This is a genomic window from Micromonospora sp. NPDC005205 (genome assembly GCF_040608275.1).
Lineage (GTDB): Bacteria > Actinomycetota > Actinomycetes > Mycobacteriales > Micromonosporaceae > Micromonospora.
The window spans coordinates 38,064-53,419 of record NZ_JBEXHV010000021.1 but is presented as its reverse complement, the minus strand read 5'-3'; the positions used below and the strand labels follow the sequence as shown (position 1 = coordinate 53,419).

Annotated in this window: 16 protein-coding genes; 8 read left to right on the top strand and 8 right to left on the bottom strand. The window is 69.6% G+C overall.

Annotated features, from left to right (window positions below; translation table 11 throughout):
* Positions 1 to 59: 59 nt before the first annotated feature.
* The 5 genes from ABZU43_RS28215 to ABZU43_RS28195 all read right to left on the bottom strand — a co-directional run bounded on the left by ABZU43_RS28215 (position 60) and on the right by ABZU43_RS28195 (position 4,813).
* On the bottom strand, positions 60 to 713 hold the full coding sequence (locus ABZU43_RS28215) for an O-methyltransferase (RefSeq protein ID WP_355009462.1): 654 nt from the start codon (positions 711 to 713) through the stop codon (positions 60 to 62).
* Positions 710 to 1,378, bottom strand: coding sequence for a Maf family protein (locus ABZU43_RS28210; protein WP_355009461.1), 669 nt, complete (start codon positions 1,376 to 1,378; stop codon positions 710 to 712). Before ABZU43_RS28210 ends, ABZU43_RS28215 begins: the two co-directional genes overlap by 4 nt.
* A 151-nt stretch (positions 1,379 to 1,529) precedes the next feature.
* Positions 1,530 to 2,612 carry a type VII secretion-associated serine protease mycosin gene (gene mycP, locus ABZU43_RS28205; protein ID WP_355009512.1) on the bottom strand — a complete coding sequence of 361 codons (1,083 nt, stop codon included), beginning with the start codon at positions 2,610 to 2,612 and terminating at the stop codon, positions 1,530 to 1,532.
* Between the two features lie 1,456 nt (positions 2,613 to 4,068).
* Positions 4,069 to 4,527: a hypothetical protein gene (locus tag ABZU43_RS28200; RefSeq protein ID WP_124858015.1), complete on the bottom strand. Its 459-nt coding sequence runs from the start codon at positions 4,525 to 4,527 to the stop codon at positions 4,069 to 4,071.
* A 91-nt stretch (positions 4,528 to 4,618) separates the two neighbouring features.
* On the bottom strand, positions 4,619 to 4,813 hold the full coding sequence (locus tag ABZU43_RS28195) for an acyl-CoA carboxylase subunit epsilon (RefSeq protein ID WP_355009460.1): 195 nt from the start codon (positions 4,811 to 4,813) through the stop codon (positions 4,619 to 4,621).
* 90 nt (positions 4,814 to 4,903) lie between these two features.
* Here ABZU43_RS28195 and ABZU43_RS28190 point away from each other — a divergent pair, with 90 nt between their 5' ends.
* Together ABZU43_RS28190 and ABZU43_RS28185 are read left to right on the top strand one after the other, a co-directional pair.
* The gene (locus ABZU43_RS28190; RefSeq protein ID WP_355009459.1) at positions 4,904 to 6,931 is read left to right on the top strand and encodes a protein kinase; all 2,028 of its coding nucleotides are present in this window, start codon (positions 4,904 to 4,906) and stop codon (positions 6,929 to 6,931) included.
* Between the two features lie 65 nt (positions 6,932 to 6,996).
* Positions 6,997 to 7,224 (top strand): hypothetical protein, encoded by a 228-nt coding sequence (locus tag ABZU43_RS28185; protein WP_355009458.1) that lies wholly within the window; start codon positions 6,997 to 6,999, stop codon positions 7,222 to 7,224.
* Between the two features lie 83 nt (positions 7,225 to 7,307).
* Here the strand turns inward: ABZU43_RS28185 and ABZU43_RS28180 are convergent, their stop codons facing one another.
* The gene (locus tag ABZU43_RS28180) at positions 7,308 to 8,060 is read right to left on the bottom strand and encodes a GH25 family lysozyme (RefSeq protein WP_355009511.1); all 753 of its coding nucleotides are present in this window, start codon (positions 8,058 to 8,060) and stop codon (positions 7,308 to 7,310) included.
* Between the two features lie 126 nt (positions 8,061 to 8,186).
* Positions 8,187 to 8,738: a Uma2 family endonuclease gene (locus tag ABZU43_RS28175; RefSeq protein WP_355009457.1), complete on the bottom strand. Its 552-nt coding sequence runs from the start codon at positions 8,736 to 8,738 to the stop codon at positions 8,187 to 8,189.
* Positions 8,739 to 8,839: 101 nt separating this feature from the next.
* Here ABZU43_RS28175 and ABZU43_RS28170 point away from each other — a divergent pair, with 101 nt between their 5' ends.
* The 4 genes from ABZU43_RS28170 (at position 8,840) to ABZU43_RS28155 (ending at position 12,012) form a co-directional block, all read left to right on the top strand.
* Complete coding sequence (locus ABZU43_RS28170) at positions 8,840 to 9,574, top strand: M50 family metallopeptidase (RefSeq protein WP_355009456.1); 735 nt, start codon at positions 8,840 to 8,842, stop codon at positions 9,572 to 9,574.
* A 36-nt stretch (positions 9,575 to 9,610) separates the two neighbouring features.
* On the top strand, positions 9,611 to 10,594 hold the full coding sequence (locus ABZU43_RS28165) for a 2-dehydropantoate 2-reductase N-terminal domain-containing protein (RefSeq protein ID WP_355009455.1): 984 nt from the start codon (positions 9,611 to 9,613) through the stop codon (positions 10,592 to 10,594).
* A 61-nt stretch (positions 10,595 to 10,655) separates the two neighbouring features.
* Positions 10,656 to 11,156, top strand: a complete 501-nt coding sequence (locus ABZU43_RS28160) for a SigE family RNA polymerase sigma factor (RefSeq protein ID WP_355009454.1) — start codon at positions 10,656 to 10,658, stop codon at positions 11,154 to 11,156.
* Positions 11,149 to 12,012, top strand: a complete 864-nt coding sequence (locus tag ABZU43_RS28155) for a hypothetical protein (RefSeq protein WP_355009453.1) — start codon at positions 11,149 to 11,151, stop codon at positions 12,010 to 12,012. The genes ABZU43_RS28160 and ABZU43_RS28155 overlap by 8 nt, the downstream gene beginning before the upstream one ends.
* Before the next feature lie 85 nt (positions 12,013 to 12,097).
* On the opposite strand, the gene ABZU43_RS28150 is transcribed toward ABZU43_RS28155, so the two are convergent.
* The gene (locus ABZU43_RS28150) at positions 12,098 to 13,681 is read right to left on the bottom strand and encodes an acyl-CoA carboxylase subunit beta (protein WP_355009452.1); all 1,584 of its coding nucleotides are present in this window, start codon (positions 13,679 to 13,681) and stop codon (positions 12,098 to 12,100) included.
* 84 nt (positions 13,682 to 13,765) lie between these two features.
* On the opposite strand from ABZU43_RS28150, the gene ABZU43_RS28145 reads away from it, so the two are divergent.
* Positions 13,766 to 14,641, top strand: coding sequence for a biotin--[acetyl-CoA-carboxylase] ligase (locus tag ABZU43_RS28145; RefSeq protein WP_355009451.1), 876 nt, complete (start codon positions 13,766 to 13,768; stop codon positions 14,639 to 14,641).
* A gap of 107 nt (positions 14,642 to 14,748) precedes the next feature.
* A complete protein-coding gene (locus tag ABZU43_RS28140; protein WP_355009450.1) occupies positions 14,749 to 15,321 on the top strand; it encodes a PH domain-containing protein in 573 nt (190 codons plus the stop codon).
* The last annotated feature ends 35 nt before the right edge of the window (positions 15,322 to 15,356 follow it).

Sequence of the window (15,356 nt, the reverse complement as noted above, 5' to 3'; positions counted from 1 at the left end):
TCCCGCTGACCGGGGTGTCCCTCTGGTGGGGACACCCCTGTCGCCGCGGGTGTCGACGGTCAGCGGACCCGGGCGAGGGTCAGGCCGTCCGCGATCGCCAGCATCACCGGGTCCACCCGTACGTCCGCGAGAACCTCGTCGTTGAACGCGGCGATGGCCCGGTCATTGGCGTCCTGCGGGGCGATCACCCGCCCGCCCCGCAGGACGTTGTCGACGGCGATCACCCCACCCGGCCGCATCCGGGGCACCAACTCGGCCCAGTAGATCGGGTAGCCGGTCTTGTCCGCGTCGATGAACGCGAAGTCCAGGTGCCGCTCGTGCGGCAACTCCCGCAGCCCGTCCGCGGCCGGGCCGATGCGCAGGTCGATCAGATCCTGCACGCCGGCCCGAGCCCAGTAGCGCCGGGCGATGCCGGTGAACTCCTCGGAGATGTCGAAGCAGGTCAGTTGCCCACCCTCGGGCAACCCGCGGGCGATCGCCAGAGACGAGAGCCCGGTGAACGTGCCGACCTCGACGGCCTGCCGCACGCCGAGCAGCCGGGTGAGGAACGTCAGGAACGCGGCCTGCTCCGGAGCCACCTGCATGGTGGCGTGCTCGGGCAGCACCGACCGGGTCTCCTCGGCCAGGTCACGGATGATCTCGTCCGGCGGGGAGCCGTGTGCGACCAGATAGGCGTGCAGCTCGTTGGTGAGCGGGATCGACTTGATGGTCATGACCGGACGTTACCGAGCGGCTCGATCATTTGGCCGCCCGGCGCGACAGTCGTCCACAGGTCGGTGATCCGCAGATCCAGTTCGGCGAGGAGCCGGCGCAGCAGCGGCATCGACAGCCCGACCACCGTCCCCGGGTCACCCTCGATCCGTTCGACGAACGGCCCACCCAGCCCGTCGATCGTGAACGCGCCGGCCACCGCCAGCGGCTCACCAGTGGCCACGTAGGCGGCGATCTCGTCGTCACTGATGTCAGCGAAGTGGACCGTCGTCGACGCGACGGCCTCCGCGCGCCGGCCCGCAGTAACGTCGACCAGGCAGTGCCCGCTGTGGAGAACGCCGCTGCGTCCCCGCATCCGCAGCCACCGCCGGGTAGCGTCCGCGGCATCCGCCGGCTTGCCGAGGATCTCCCCGTCGAAGGCGAGCACCGAGTCGCAGCCGATCACCAACGTCCGCTGATCGGCGGTCGCATTAAGCCGGGTCAACACCGCCTGCGCCTTCAGGCGAGCCAACTCCAGGCACAACTCCTCGGCCCGCTCGGTCACCACCAAGGACTCGTCCACCCCACTGACCAGCACCTCCGGCTCGACGCCGGCAGCCTGGAGCAATTTACGACGGGCAGGGCTCGCCGATGCGAGCACGAGGCGGAGCGGCAAAGTCTCAGACACCACCCCGACGTTACCGCCCAGCCACCCACCAAGACCGACACCCCGCGGCTCGCGCCCTTGATCCACTCGGCTTGCAGGAAAACGCGCTATCCCATCACCCCGGACACCGCGACTTCCTGCAAGCCGAGTGGATCACTGCTTCGCCGATCGTTCAGCGACTGATTCTGGGTGGCGGATCATCACCACGTCGACGCCGCCGCGCTATCACGGCCCACCCGACCCCGGCAGCCACGATCACCCCGAGAGTGGCCAACCCACGCGCGGTCGCGCTGCCGCTCTCCCCACCCGGCTGAGCGTCAGCCGTCGTGGTCGGGCCAGCACCGGCCGGAGCGCTCACCGATTCAAACCCAAGCGGCGGTACGTCTGCCGTCAGCGCCGCCACAAGATCGATCACTCCATAGCCGTACTCGTCGTCACGCCCAGGAGGGCCCTTGTCGACGGCGGTAGCCGTGAGCCGGTGCGCCACCTCTCGGGCCGGCAGGTACGGGTACTTGGACCTGATCAACGCAGCCCCGCCCGCAACGATCGCCGTCGCGTCAGAGGTGCCGGTGCCTTTGCGGTACTTGCCGTCGATGCTCGTGCTATAGATATCAACGGCGGGCGCAACCACGTCAATCTCCGGCCCAGTCACCGAAAAGCTGGCGCGAATTCCGTTTCGATCTATGCCGCCTACAGCTACCACGCCCGGATAGGCCGCCGGAAAGCTAACATATTTGTCCCGAGGGCCATTGCCTGCTCCTGCAATCACGACAACATTCGCTTGCGCTGCCATTTCGATGGCGCGTCTTAGTCGATTATTTGGTCCTGCCACGGAGGAGACGCTAATAACCGAAGCGCCCTTGGCGACAGCAAAGTCGATCCCGGCCGCAAGGTTGTCGCTGTCACCATCTTGATCTGTTCGGCTGGTCCGGATTGGCAGAATTTTGGCCTCTGGTGCGATGCCAAGGGCACCGAGATTTACAGACTGTCCGTGAGCGGCGATTAGCCCGGCCATTCCGGTGCCGTGGCTGCTGTCGTCCTGCCAGCCGTCGCCGTCGGGAAAGACGATATCGGTACCGGTTAGGAGATTATCGCGAAGGTCGGGGTGCGGTGCGACGCCCGTGTCCGGCACGGCCACAATTACGCCCTCGCCTTTGCTTAACCTCTGAGCTTCGTGGGTCTTTAGATAGCCCAGGTGCCACTGATCCTTGCGTATCCGATCGACACCATTCGGTTGAGGATTGTTCTGAGCCAACGCCGGGGCTGGAAGTAGCGTGAATGTGAGGCTGAGACTGGCTAGCAGCACTCCAGAGGCATGCAGGGTCAACGGTCTAGACCGATAGTCGGGCCAGGGTCGATGGGGCCCTCATCGTTCGGTGGTCGAACGATTGGCGCGACGCCTTCGTCTGTGGTCCAGGGGTTGTCAGGATCCCGGCGGCGCCTTTCCGCGTCTGGATCTATCCGGAAACCGGGCCGTGAGGGTGCTCCATCATTGGGGTTTTGGCCGGCGCTGTGACCGACGCTGGAGCCGAAGCCGAAGGGAGGGGTTCCCTGAAGCGCGTTCGAGCCTCGGCCGCCTCCAGGGCGCGAGCCCGCGCCGCCCGTGGGCCCTGTCCCGGCGCTGCCGCCACCTATTACACCGCCCACCGGGTTAATGCGACGGGGTGCGCCGGTACCGGATGCAGGAGGGCCAAATCCCATCGCAGGCACCCCGCCGATTAGGCCGCCAGGAGGCATCGGGCGCGGTTGTGCTGCAGGTTTGCCCGCGGAGCCTGTGGCGCTGGCTGGAGGGTTCACTGAGTGAGGCTGCCAACGCGATGCCCCAGAAGCATCACCACGCGCGGCTCTTGCAGGCGGTAGGGGTGTCACCCCGACTCCAGGCGTTGAACCGGACACTGCTGGCTGTGTAGCTCCGATTGGCGGGACAGGGGTTGTGGAGCCAGGAGTGATTACGTTACCTGTTCCGCCAAGAACTGGGCCCACGCCTGGGCTTGTTATTGGCCAGCCTTGACCTGCGGAAGTCCGAGGGCGAGTTGTAGGAGCCTTCGGGAGAGGTACCGCTATCACTGGAGGAATTACAGGAGCAGCAGAACTTCCGCCGTAAACATTCACCTCGCTCTGATCGATCCCGGGATTTGCCTTAGGCGCCACGGGGGGTTTTTGGAGGGTTGCTTGGGCTTGTTGGAGTTCGCCGCTCAGGTTGAACATCATGGAGCGGGCCTGCACGTTCAGCCGTTCCAGTTCCCCGTCAGCGACAGGCGGCTCGGTCGCCCGGTTGCCCATCACCGCTTTCGGGTCGGCGACCATCGACTCGTACGCCTGCTTCTGCTGGAACTTGGTCGCGTACTCCTCATAGACCTTGTGGAGTGCGGCGCGGGTGGTGCCGATGGCCTGGGTTGCGGCGGAGAGCGCTGTGTAGTTCGCGGCGGCGGCGTCGTGGGTGCGCTGCACCTTGTCGATGAGTTCGTCGAGTTCGGCGAGGTACGTGCGGGAGGCGGCACTGGTTTCGGGGGGCCATGCCTCGGCGAGTCCGCGTCGGTACTGCTGGAGGCGGCCGAGGTGGGTCTGGGCCAGGTCGCAGACCTTGCGCCAGCCGGCGACCTGCTTCCAGTGGTTGGCGGTGTCGTGGTCCTGGAGGCAGGCCCACATGCTGTTGACGTCCATGAGGTGCCAGTCGGTGAGGCCGGAGGTGCGGCCGGTGCCCCGTTCGATCACGGCAGCACCACCGGACCTTCGGCGTCGGGACCGGTCGGGTCGGTCAGCATCGACGTTGGGCCCCCGGGCAGCATGTTCAGAGGGTTGGCGAGGGCTCGTTGCACGTCGACCACTCGGGCGGCGGTGAATGCGTCGCTGTCGGCGTAGTGGGTGGCGACCTGATCGGCGGCGGCGGCCAGGTGACCGGTGGCGCCTCGTACGGCGTACACCATGTCGGCGGTGGCCTGCTGCGTCTCGTGGTGGGCGTGCAGGAAGGTGACCAGCTCGATGAAGGCGTCACACGGGTTGGGCAGCTTCGCCGACATGTCTTCGGCGATGTACGACAGGTGCGGCGCGTAGTTGCTCTCGACCTCGGCGGCGAGCCGGTCGGCGAACTCTCTGAGCTGGCTGATGTCGGCTTCGATGCCGCCGTAACCGCGTAGCCAGGGTGCTGGCCGGTCCTCTTCGGGGATCATGGATCCTCCCTACCCGTAACGGCACCGTTTCCCTGAGTGAGGTTAACGGCTCAACGCCACCCTGACAGCCCCCGTACGGCAGGTCTCGGGGTCAGCGGGGCAGGCCGGCGGCGCGCCACCCGCGTGAGCCGCCGGGTCGACCGCTGCGTGCCCAGGCGGACGCGGTCGCCGGGACGGGGGCGGCGGCCGGACGGGTTCGGACGATGATCGCCCCCACCAGAGCGGCCAACTCCTCGGCGGTGGGCACGCCGCGGACGACCCGGAACAGCGGCTCTTCGGCAGACATGCCGCCAGGGTACGCGGCGCGAAGTTACCCGAAGCGCACAGTGGCGTGCCGGCGGTGTGAGCGTCAGTCGGTCCGGGTACCGTCTCACCGATGTCGAACGCGCTTCCCCAACTCGTCGCTGACCGATACCGGCTCCTGTCGCCGCTCGGCCAGGGTGGCATGGGCAGGGTGTGGAAGGCGCGCGACGAGGTGCTGCACCGGGATGTCGCCATCAAGGAGTTGGTGCCGCCGCCCGGTCTCACCGACGAGGAACGCCGCGAGATGCGGGAGCGCTCGTTGCGGGAGGCGCGGGCCATCGCCCGGCTCAACAACGCCAACGTGGTCCGCATCTTCGACGTGCTGCGCACCGATGGCGATCCGTGGATCGTCATGGAGTACGTGGCGTCGAAGTCGTTGCAGGACACTCTCGCCGAGGACGGCCCGGTGGGGGTTGCCCGCACGGTGGAGATCGGCCTGGGCGTGCTGGGTGCGCTCAGCGCCGCGCACAAGGCCGGCGTCATGCACCGCGACGTGAAGCCCGGCAACGTGTTGCTCGGCGACGACGGTCGGGTGGTGCTCACCGATTTCGGTCTCGCCACGATCCCCGGTGACCCCAACGTGACCCGCACCGGCATGGTGCTCGGCTCGCCCGCGTACATCTCGCCGGAGCGGGCTCGGGACGGCACCGCCGGGCCGGAGGCCGACCTGTGGTCGCTGGGCGCGACGCTCTACGCGGCGGTCGAGGGCAAGTCGCCGTACGCCCGGCCGTCGGCGATCGGCACCCTGGCCGCGTTGGCCACCGAGCCGATTCCGCCGCCGAAGAACGCCGGCCCGCTCAAGGCCGTCCTCAACGGGCTGCTGCGCAAGGACCCGAACGAGCGGATCACCGCCGAGGTGGCGGAGCGGTTGCTGCGCCGCGCCGGGGGCAAGCGGTCGCGCGGCATCTCCCTGCTCGATGGCGTACGCCGGCCTGGGCCGAACGGTCCGCGTGAGCCGCGCCTGCCGGTGGTGCCGGCCCCGCGACCGGCCGAGAGTGTCGACCGGCCGGTGTCGCCGCCGCCGGCCGCGACCACCTCCGCCGCCACCTCTGCCGCAGCGGCGACTGGCGCCGCCGATGCCACGCCGACGGCTGTCGTTTCCGGTGCGGTCGCCGACCCGACCGCGGTCGTGCCGGCCGAGTCGGCGGCAGCGGCCCCGGCCGAGCCGACCGCCACGATCGACCGACCGTCCGACGCCGACCAGTCCGACGCCGAGCCGACCGCGAAGGTCACGGCCGCGCCCGACACGACCGGCGGCGGAACGAGCGGCGGCGGTACGACGAACGTCGACGACGAGCCGACTGTTGTCGACGGTCCGCCGGTGGCTCCGGAGCAACGCAAGCCGACCACGCCGACGTCGCTCATGCCGCCGCTGAGTCCGGCCGGCCGTGCGCCGGTGCCGCCCTCGGACGGCACCAAGCCGAACAACACCCGACGCAACGTGCTGATCGGGGCGGTGGTCGCGCTCCTGTTGATCGGCCTCGTGGTGGTCGTGCCGATGCTGACCACTGACGACGACAAGACCCCGCAGGCCAACCCGACCAGCGCTGCCACGACCTCCGCGCCCGCGCCGACCTCGGCTGCGGCGCCTCCGCCGCCCACCAGCGGTGCCCCGAGTCCGTCTGCCTCGGCCACTCCCTCCGTCGACCCGAACGTGCTGCCGGCGGGCTGGAAGCTGCACAAGGATCCCGCAGGCTTCTCCCTGCCCATTCCCGATGGTTGGGTGCGTCGCGAGGTCGACAGCGTGACTGTCGTCTTCGACCAGTCCAACGGGCCGGGTGAGCTGCTCGTGCAGTGGACCCCCAGGCCGGCGAAGGATGCGGTCGCCGACTGGCGGGAGCAGGAGCCGAATCGCGCGAGCCGCGTCATCAACTACCAGTACCTCAGCATCAAGGAATGCACTTTCTGGAAGACCTGCGGTGACTGGGAGTGGCTGGAGACCCGCGACAACACCCGGATCCACGTCCGTAACCGGGGGTTCGTGACGGCCAAGGACCGGGGTTACGCGCTGCGGTGGGAGATCCCGGAGAAGGACTGGCAGGCCAACCTGCCGAACTTCGACCGGATCGCCAAGGGTTTCGTGCCCGACCGCAAAGACTGAAACTGATTCGCATGACCTTGTGTCGTCCTGGGTAATTGACCTTCGACGACGGAAGGAGGCACGACATGCGTTACCGACGGAGGGACGCTCGGCCCCGGCTGGCACTGTGGATGCTCGTGGCGCTCGGCGACGCGATCCTGCTGCTGGTCAGCGCGGGGGTTTCGGTGCTCGTCGCACTGCTCGGCGTCGTGATCGTTGCCGGCTTTGGTGTTGCTGCCTGGCGCTTGACCCGCAGGGGCGCGCTGGCTCGTGAGAACGCTGTGGTGCCGGCCCTGAGCCGGCGGCGGGCCTGACCCGTACCCGGTGGTGTGGCGGCAGCCGGACCGATTGTCGACCGTGATGGTGATCGTCGATCCCGCTGCCGCCAACGGCCTGGTCAGGTGTTGTTGGCCAACGCGATCAGGCGGCTCCGGTCGCCGTTCCAGTAGTTGCGGTCCACGTTGCCGCTGATCCCGGAGACCGCGCCGGTGCTGGTGTACTGCCAGAAGCTCCACACCGAAGCCCCGGCCGGCAGGGCACCGGGCGTGCTCGACCAGCGGGCCAGCCAGAGCGGGTGGTTCGCCCACGGGCCGGTCCAGCTGCCGGTGCACTGGTTCCACCAGCTGGTGGTGGTGTAGATGACCGCGTACCGGCCGGTGCGGGAGCGGTAGGTGTTCAGGAAGTCCTGCACCCAGTTGCGCATCCCGGTCGTGCTGAGCCCGTAGCAGTAGCCGCCAGCGTACGGATTGCCTTCGATGTCCAGCGCGGCCGGGAGAGTGCGGCTGTCCGCGGACCAGGCGCCGCCGTTGGAGGCCAGGTAGTTGGCCTGGGTGGAGCCGGCGGAGATGTTCGGGCGGGCGAAGTGGTACGCCCCGCGGATCACCCCGGCGTTGTACGAGTTGACGTAGTTGGCGTTGAAGTTCGGGTCCTTGTAGCTGGTGCCCTCGGTCGCCTTGATGAAGGCGAACTGGATGCCGGCGTTGCGGACGCTTGTCCAGTTGATGCTGCCCTGGTAGCGGGACACGTCGACACCGGGTGTGGTGGCGGCGGCCGCCGGTCCGGCGGTCGCGACCAGGGCCGCCGCCGCGGTGGCGAGGACGGTGAGGCCGGCCGCGAGCGCGCGGCGCAGCGATGATGAGGTACGGGCCATGAGTGCCTCCAAGAGGATCGCTCTATCGACATCCATCTTTGGAGGTAAGTGCCCTAGATCGCAAGTGCGGCTGAATAAAAGCTTCAATCACGGGGCGCGTAGGACCCCTGGACGAGGCGGAACCGATCAGCGCAGTGCGGCCGGGTCGAGCTGCCAGCGGAACGGCTCGACGACGCTCAGCGTCTCACCGGGCTTGGCCACCTGGTCCTCGACGTAGTGCTCGCCGTCGAGCCGGAACAGCCGCAATGAGTGACCGTCCCCGTCCTGCTCGACAAGCAGGTACCAGGGGATTCGCGCGATGGCGTAGAGCTGCATTTTGAGCAGACGGTCAGCGGCCGCGTTCCCCGGCGAGACGACCTCCCCGACGAGAGACACCCGGTCGGAGTCGAGATAAGTGCCGTCGTCGTCGGCATCGGTGACGACGAGATCCGGGATCACGACCCGGTCGACGCCGAGCCGGACGTTGATTGCGTCATAGACCAGGAAACCGCGAGGCTCTGCTGCCGCCTCGATGCTGTTCGCCAGCCGACGCGACACCCGCTGGTGCCGTCGGCTCGGGGCAGGGCTCACCAACAGGCTCCCGTCGAGCAGTTCGATCCGGTCAGGCGTCTCGCCCAGGGCGAAGTAGTCGGCTTCGGTCCACAGACCGACGTGCGGCTCCAGTGGGGCAGTGCTCACCGACGGTCACCTCCCGCTTCGCTCGCCACCCGATCAGTCTCACAGGATACGAGCCGGTGCCTTGGGAACGACACGGAACGCCGCCGGTAGGCTCGCGCCCCATGATGTCGATCGACGGACTGGGCGAGAAGTGGGACACGCTGTTCGGCGCGCAGCCGGACCCGCCCGCGCTGCTGGTGCTGATCACCGGGGCCGTAGCACTGGTGGTGGTCTCCACCCGGCTGCCGTGGCGGATCGCCCGTAACGCCGTCACCATCGCGCACGAGGGCGGGCACGCCCTGGTCGCCCTGCTGACCGGCCGCAAGCTGCGCGGCATTCGACTGCACTCGGACACGTCCGGGCTGACGCTCTCCGCCGGCCGCCCCACCGGGCCGGGCATGATTCTCACTCTGCTCGCCGGGTACGTCGCACCGCCGCTGGTCGGGCTGGCCGGGGCCTGGCTGCTCGGCGGTAACCGGATCACCCTGCTGCTCTGGGTGGCCGTGGCGCTTCTGCTGGCCATGCTCGTCATGATCCGCAACGCGTTCGGTGTGGTGTCGCTGCTGGTCACCGGAGCGCTGGTGTTCGCCGTCTCCTGGTACGCGACGCCGCAGGTCCAGGCCGCGTTCGCGTACACCGGGGTGTGGTTCCTGCTGCTCGGTGGGGTGCGACCGGTGGTCGAGCTGCAACGGCTGCGCTCGCGGGGCCGGATGCCCGCCTCCGACGCCGACCAGCTCGCCGGGCTCACCCCGTTCCCGCCGCTCTTCTGGGTGGGCTTCTTCGCCCTGGTCAACGTGGCGGCGCTGATCGCCGGAGCGCTCCTGCTCGCCGGCCCGTTCCTCCCCACATCGCCCTAGCCGCCTCGCTCCGGTCGATCCGGGCAGAATGAGGCAATGCGATACGTGATCATCGGCGCGGGTGCGGTTGGCGGGACCATCGGGGTACGGCTGGCCCAGGCCGACCGGGACGTGACGGTGGTGGCCCGCGGTGCGCACCTGGAGGCGATCCGAGCGCGGGGTCTGACCCTTCGGCAGCCCGAGGGTGAGGTCACCGCCCGGCTCGCGGCGGTGGACCGGCCCACCGACCAGCCGCTGCCGGCGGACACCGTGCTGATCCTCACCGTCAAGTCACAGGACACCGCCAACGCGTTGGCCGCCTGGGTGGACGCTCCGGTGGTCGGCGGCGGCACGGCGGGCGAACGTCTGCCGCTGGTGACCGCGCAGAACGGGGTGGCCAACGAGCGGGCCGCGCTGCGCCTCTTCGCCGACGTGCACCCGGTCTGCGTCTGGCTGCCGGCCACCCACCTGGACCCGGGTGTGGTGGTCGCCAACGGGTACCCGCATCCCGGGATGCTCCACATCGGGCGTTACCCCGGAGGCGCCGACGCCACCGACCGGGCTGTCGCCGCCGACCTGACCGCCGCCGGTTTCGTCGCACCGGTCCGCACCGACGTGCTGCGCTGGAAGTACGGCAAGCTGCTCAGCAACCTCGGTAACGGCCTGCAGGCGTTGCTCGGCCGGGACATCCCGGACGCGCTGGTCGAGCGGGTACGCGCCGAGGGCGTCGCCGCGCTCGCCGCCGCCGGCATCGCGCACACCTCGCCAGAGGAGGAGAAGGCCGAACGCGGCGACCTGGTCGGGCAGCGCCCGGTCGACGGCGAGGCCCGCTCCGGCGGCTCCACCTGGCAGAGCCTGGCCCGGGGCACCAGCTCGACCGAGGTCGACCACCTCAACGGTGAGATCGCGCTGCTCGGCCGGTTGCATGGGGTACCGACGCCGGTCAACGTCGCCGTGCAGCGGGCCGTGCGCCGGGCGGTCCGGGAGCGGATCGGGGCCGGCGCGTTCCCGCTCGACGAACTGGAAAAGTCGATCGCCTGACCGGGCAACCAACGGCCCTAGCCGGTGCGTGTTCCCAGCGACCGACACGGGGAGGTAGCGGGTGCCGGACGTCGACGGGTTCGACGAGTTCTATCGGGGGAGTCGGCAACGACTCCTCGGGTTCGTCTACGCCCTCACCGGTGATCGGGGTGAGGCCCAGGACGCCGTGCAGGAGGCGTACGTCCGGGCGTGGCAGCGCTGGTCGACGATCAGCGGGTACGACGACCCGGAGGCGTGGGTACGGGTGGTGGCCAGCCGGATCGCGGTCAGCCGGTGGCGCAGTCTGCGGAGCCGGGCCCGCGCGTACCTGCGACACGGGGCGATCGAGACCGTTCCCGGGCCGGGCACCGACACCGTCGCGGTGGTCGCCGCCCTGCGTCGACTGCCCGAGGAGCAACGCGTCGCCATCGCCCTGTACTACCTGGTGGGCATGCCGGTCGCCGACGTGGCGCGGGAGACCGAGGCCCCGGTGGGCACCGTCAAGGCCCGTCTCTCCCGGGGGCGTACCGCGCTCGCCGGCCTGCTCGCCGTCTCTGACCTGGAGGAGGCCACCGATGCGTGACGACCCGACGTTCGTCGAACAGATCCAGCGGGACCTGCAGGACGTGCGGTGGCTCGGCCCGGAGGAGATCCGCTCCCGGGCCCGCCGCCGCAACCAGCGCAAGATCGTGGTGGCCACCGTCGTGCTGGCCCTCGCCGGGGTCTCCGCAGTGGCGGTCGCCGCCCCGAGGAAGTCCGCGCCGCCGGTCCCGCCGGCCGCCACGCCCTCCGCCTCGCCGACCCGGCACGAGATCAGCACCGACGCCCTGTTGCAGCCGGCTGACCTGCCGCAGCAGTTCGACGTGCAGCTCAGCCAGTCGGGCCTGGGCGAGCCGGTCCTGCTGGATCACATGCTCGGTGCCTGCCGGACGAGTCAGGGGCGATCGAATGGCTGGCTGCATTCGATCCTGTCCCGTTCGCAGACCCTGGTACCGAAGCGCGCCGCGGCAGTCCTCACCCAGTCCGATGGTCTATTCACGCAGGATCTCTACCGGCTACCTCCGGACGCGGCCATCCAGCTTCTCGCCACCATGGACGACCTGGTCGCACCGTGTGCCGAATGGACCAGCATCGGCGACTACAAGAAGGCTGAGGGCGCAACAGGCACCGCGTCGGCGACGCACCGCTGGGCGGTGATCCAGCGGGACTTCGCCGGTGACGGGGCTGCGCTGCTGCGGCACACCGGTTCGCAACCCGTCGACCAGAAGACGGGCAAGCCCATCGCCGCGCCACCTCGGCCGACCATTACCGCCGTGGTTCGGGTGGGCGACCTGATCACCGTGCTCAGCCTCCGACAGACGGGCACCGAGATGGACCTGCGCCGATTGGCGGAGGTCGCCGCCCGCCGGATGTGCGTCGCCGCCAACCCGGCCTGCTGACCACTGTCGATCCGCGCAACCTCAGGGGCTGTTGCCCGCCGCCCGGAGGCAGCACTTCTCGTGACGTTGCGCGGATCGACCGGCCTCAGAGCGGGATGTTGCCGTGCTTCTTGGGCGGCAGGGTTTCCCGCTTGGTCCGCAGGACGCGCAGCGCCCGGACGATCTGGGTGCGTGTCTCGTGCGGAGCGATCACCGAATCGATGTATCCACGCTCGGCGGCCACGTACGGGTTGGCCAGGGTGTCCTCGTACTCGGCGATCTTCTCGGCCCGGACGGCCGCCGGATCCTCGGCCCCGGCCAACTCCGAGCGGTAGAGGATGTTCACCGCGCCCTGCGCGCCCATCACCGCGATCTGCGCGGTCGGCCAGGCGAAGTTCAGGTCCGCGCCGAGGTGCTTGGAGCCCATCACGTCGTACGCCCCGCCGTACGCCTTGCGGGTGATCACGGTGACCTTCGGGACGGTCGCCTCGGCGTACGCGTAGATGAGCTTCGCGCCCCGGCGGATGATGCCGTCCCATTCCTGACCGGTGCCGGGCAGGAAGCCGGGCACGTCCACGAAGGTCAGCACCGGAATGTTGAACGCGTCGCAGGTGCGGACGAACCGGGCGGCCTTCTCCGAGGCGGCGATGTCCAGGGTGCCGGCGAAGTGCATCGGTTGGTTGGCCACCACGCCGACTGGCCGTCCCTCGACCCGGCCGTAGCCGACCACGATGTTCTGCGCGTAGAGCGGCTGGACCTCCAGGAACTCGCCGTCGTCGAGGACGTGTTCGAGGACGGTGTGCATGTCGTACGGCTGGTTGGCCGAGTCCGGGATGAGGGTGTCCAGCTCCCGGTCCTCGTCATTGATCTCAAGCGAAGCGGGGGCCTCGACGACGACCGGCTCGTCGAGGTTGTTCGACGGCAGGTACGACAGCAGCGCCTTGACGTAGTCGACGGCGTCCTCCTCGTCACTGGCGAGGTAGTGCGCGTTGCCGCTGCGGGTGTTGTGCGTACGCGCGCCGCCCAGCTCCTCCATGCCGACGTCCTCGCCCGTCACCGTCTTGATCACGTCGGGGCCGGTGATGAACATGTGCGAGGTCTGGTCGACCATCACGGTGAAGTCGGTGACCGCCGGGGAGTAGACAGCGCCGCCGGCACAGGGCCCCATCACCAGTGAGATCTGCGGGATGACGCCGGAGGCCCGCACGTTGCGGAAGAAGATCTCGCCGTAGAGGCCGAGCGAGACGACGCCCTCCTGGATGCGCGCGCCGCCGGAGTCGTTGATGCCGACCACCGGGCAGCCGATCTTCATGGCCAGGTCCATCACCTTGACGATCTTCTCGCCGAAGACCTCACCGAGCGAGCCACCGAAGACAGTGAAGTCCTGCGCGAAGACGCACACCTGCCGGCCGTCCACCGTGCCGTAGCCGGTGACCACACCGTCGCCGTACGGGCGGTTCCGCTCCAGCCCGAAGGCAGTGGACCGGTGCCGGGCCAGCCCGTCGAGCTCGACGAAGGAGCCCTCGTCGAGCAGCATCTCGATCCGCTCGCGGGCGGTCTTCTTGCCGCGCGCGTGCTGCTTCTCCACGGCGCGGGCCGACCCGGCGTGCACCGCCTCGTCGACCCGGCGCTCCAGGTCCGCCAGCTTGCCCGCGGTGCTGTGCATGTTGGTCCCGGTCTCGGTAGTCACCCAGGGAATATAACGATGGTTCAGGTGGGTGCCGCTGTGCAGTACGCCTCAGTGTCGACCGGAGCACCGCCGTAGGCTGGCGGAATGCCGGGCTCCCCGTACACCGATCTGGACCGGCCGCCGCTCTCGGCGGCCCGGCTGCGCCGCGCGTTGACAGCGCCGAACGGGCCGTGGGCCCGGCTGGAGCTGCGAGCCGAGACCGGCTCCACGAACGCCGACGTGGCCGAGGCCGCGCGGGCCGACGAGCCCGAGGGCCTGGTCGTGGTCGCCGAGCGGCAGACCGCGGGGCGCGGCCGGCGCGGGCGGGTCTGGCAGTCGCCGGCGCGGGCCGGCATCGCGACGAGCGTCCTGCTGCGGCCCGGTGAGGCCGTGCCGGACCGCGGCTGGCTGCCGGCGACACCCACCGGGTACGGGTGGCTGCCGTTGCTGGCCGGCGTGGCGCTGGTGGAGGCGGTGGCCCGGCTGGCCGAGCTGGAAGCCACCCTCAAGTGGCCGAACGACCTGCTGATCGACGACGCGAAGTGCGCGGGCGTGCTGGCCGAGGCGGTGCCTGGACGGGCGCCGGACCAACCGCCGGCGATCGTGCTGGGCATCGGGCTCAACGTGACGTTGCGCGCCGACGAGTTGCCGGTGAATCCGACCGGGCTGCCGGCCACCTCGCTCCAGTTGGCCGGCGCGGTGGCCACCGATCGGGATCCGCTGCTGCGGGCGCTGCTGCGGGCGGTGGCCGACTGGTACGACCGTTGGCGTTCGGCGGGCGGCGACGCGGTGGCCAGCGGCCTGCGCGACGCCTACCTGGCGGCCTGCGCGACGATCGGGCGCGAGGTACGCGTCCTGCTCCCCGACGGCGACTCCCTGACCGGCACCGCCACCGGGGTGGACCCGGACGGCCAACTGATGGTCACCACGTCGACCGGCGTCCGAACCCTGGCCGCCGGCGACGTCCTGCACCTCCGCTGAGGACGGGCAAGATCACGTAGAGCCGAGTGGGCCCGCGCGGCGGATGTTGTGGTGGGGCCTGGGGGGTTTACCGTCTGCGCGTCCAGAAAATCGCGTTGGAGGTTCCCGTGGCGTTTCCCGAAGACGTGCTCACCGAGGACGAGCACGTCGTGCTGCACCTGCACCCGCACTGGAAGGCGTTGATCCGGCCGATCGCGGTGCTGGTGCTGGCCATCGCCGCGGTGGTGGTCGGCGTGCTCCTGTTGCCCGAGAGTGGTGGCGGTTCGGTCGCGCTGGCCGTGATCGGGGCGATCGCCCTGGTCGCGGTGCTCTGGCTCGGCCTGTGGCCGTTCCTGGTCTGGCGCACCACCCACTACCTGTTCACGAACGAGCGAGTCCTGCTTCAGCAGGGCGTGCTCTCCCGGGACCGGCGGGACCTCCCGCTCGCCCGGATCAACGACCACTCGATGAACCAGCGTTTCGTCGAGCGTCTGCTCGGCTGCGGGACGCTCACCATCGAGTCGGCTGGTGAGCGCGGCCAGTCGGTGCTCGCCGACGTGCCGGACGTCGGGAAGGTGCAGACCACCCTGTACGAGCTGGTCGAGGCACAGCACGACAAGCACTCGCTGGGCGATGGCGAGATGCGCGACATGCTCGCCGACATGCAGGACGGCAAGCCGCTGCGCGACACCACTACCTGATCCGGGCCGGTGGAGACCCGCCCCTGGCACACAGT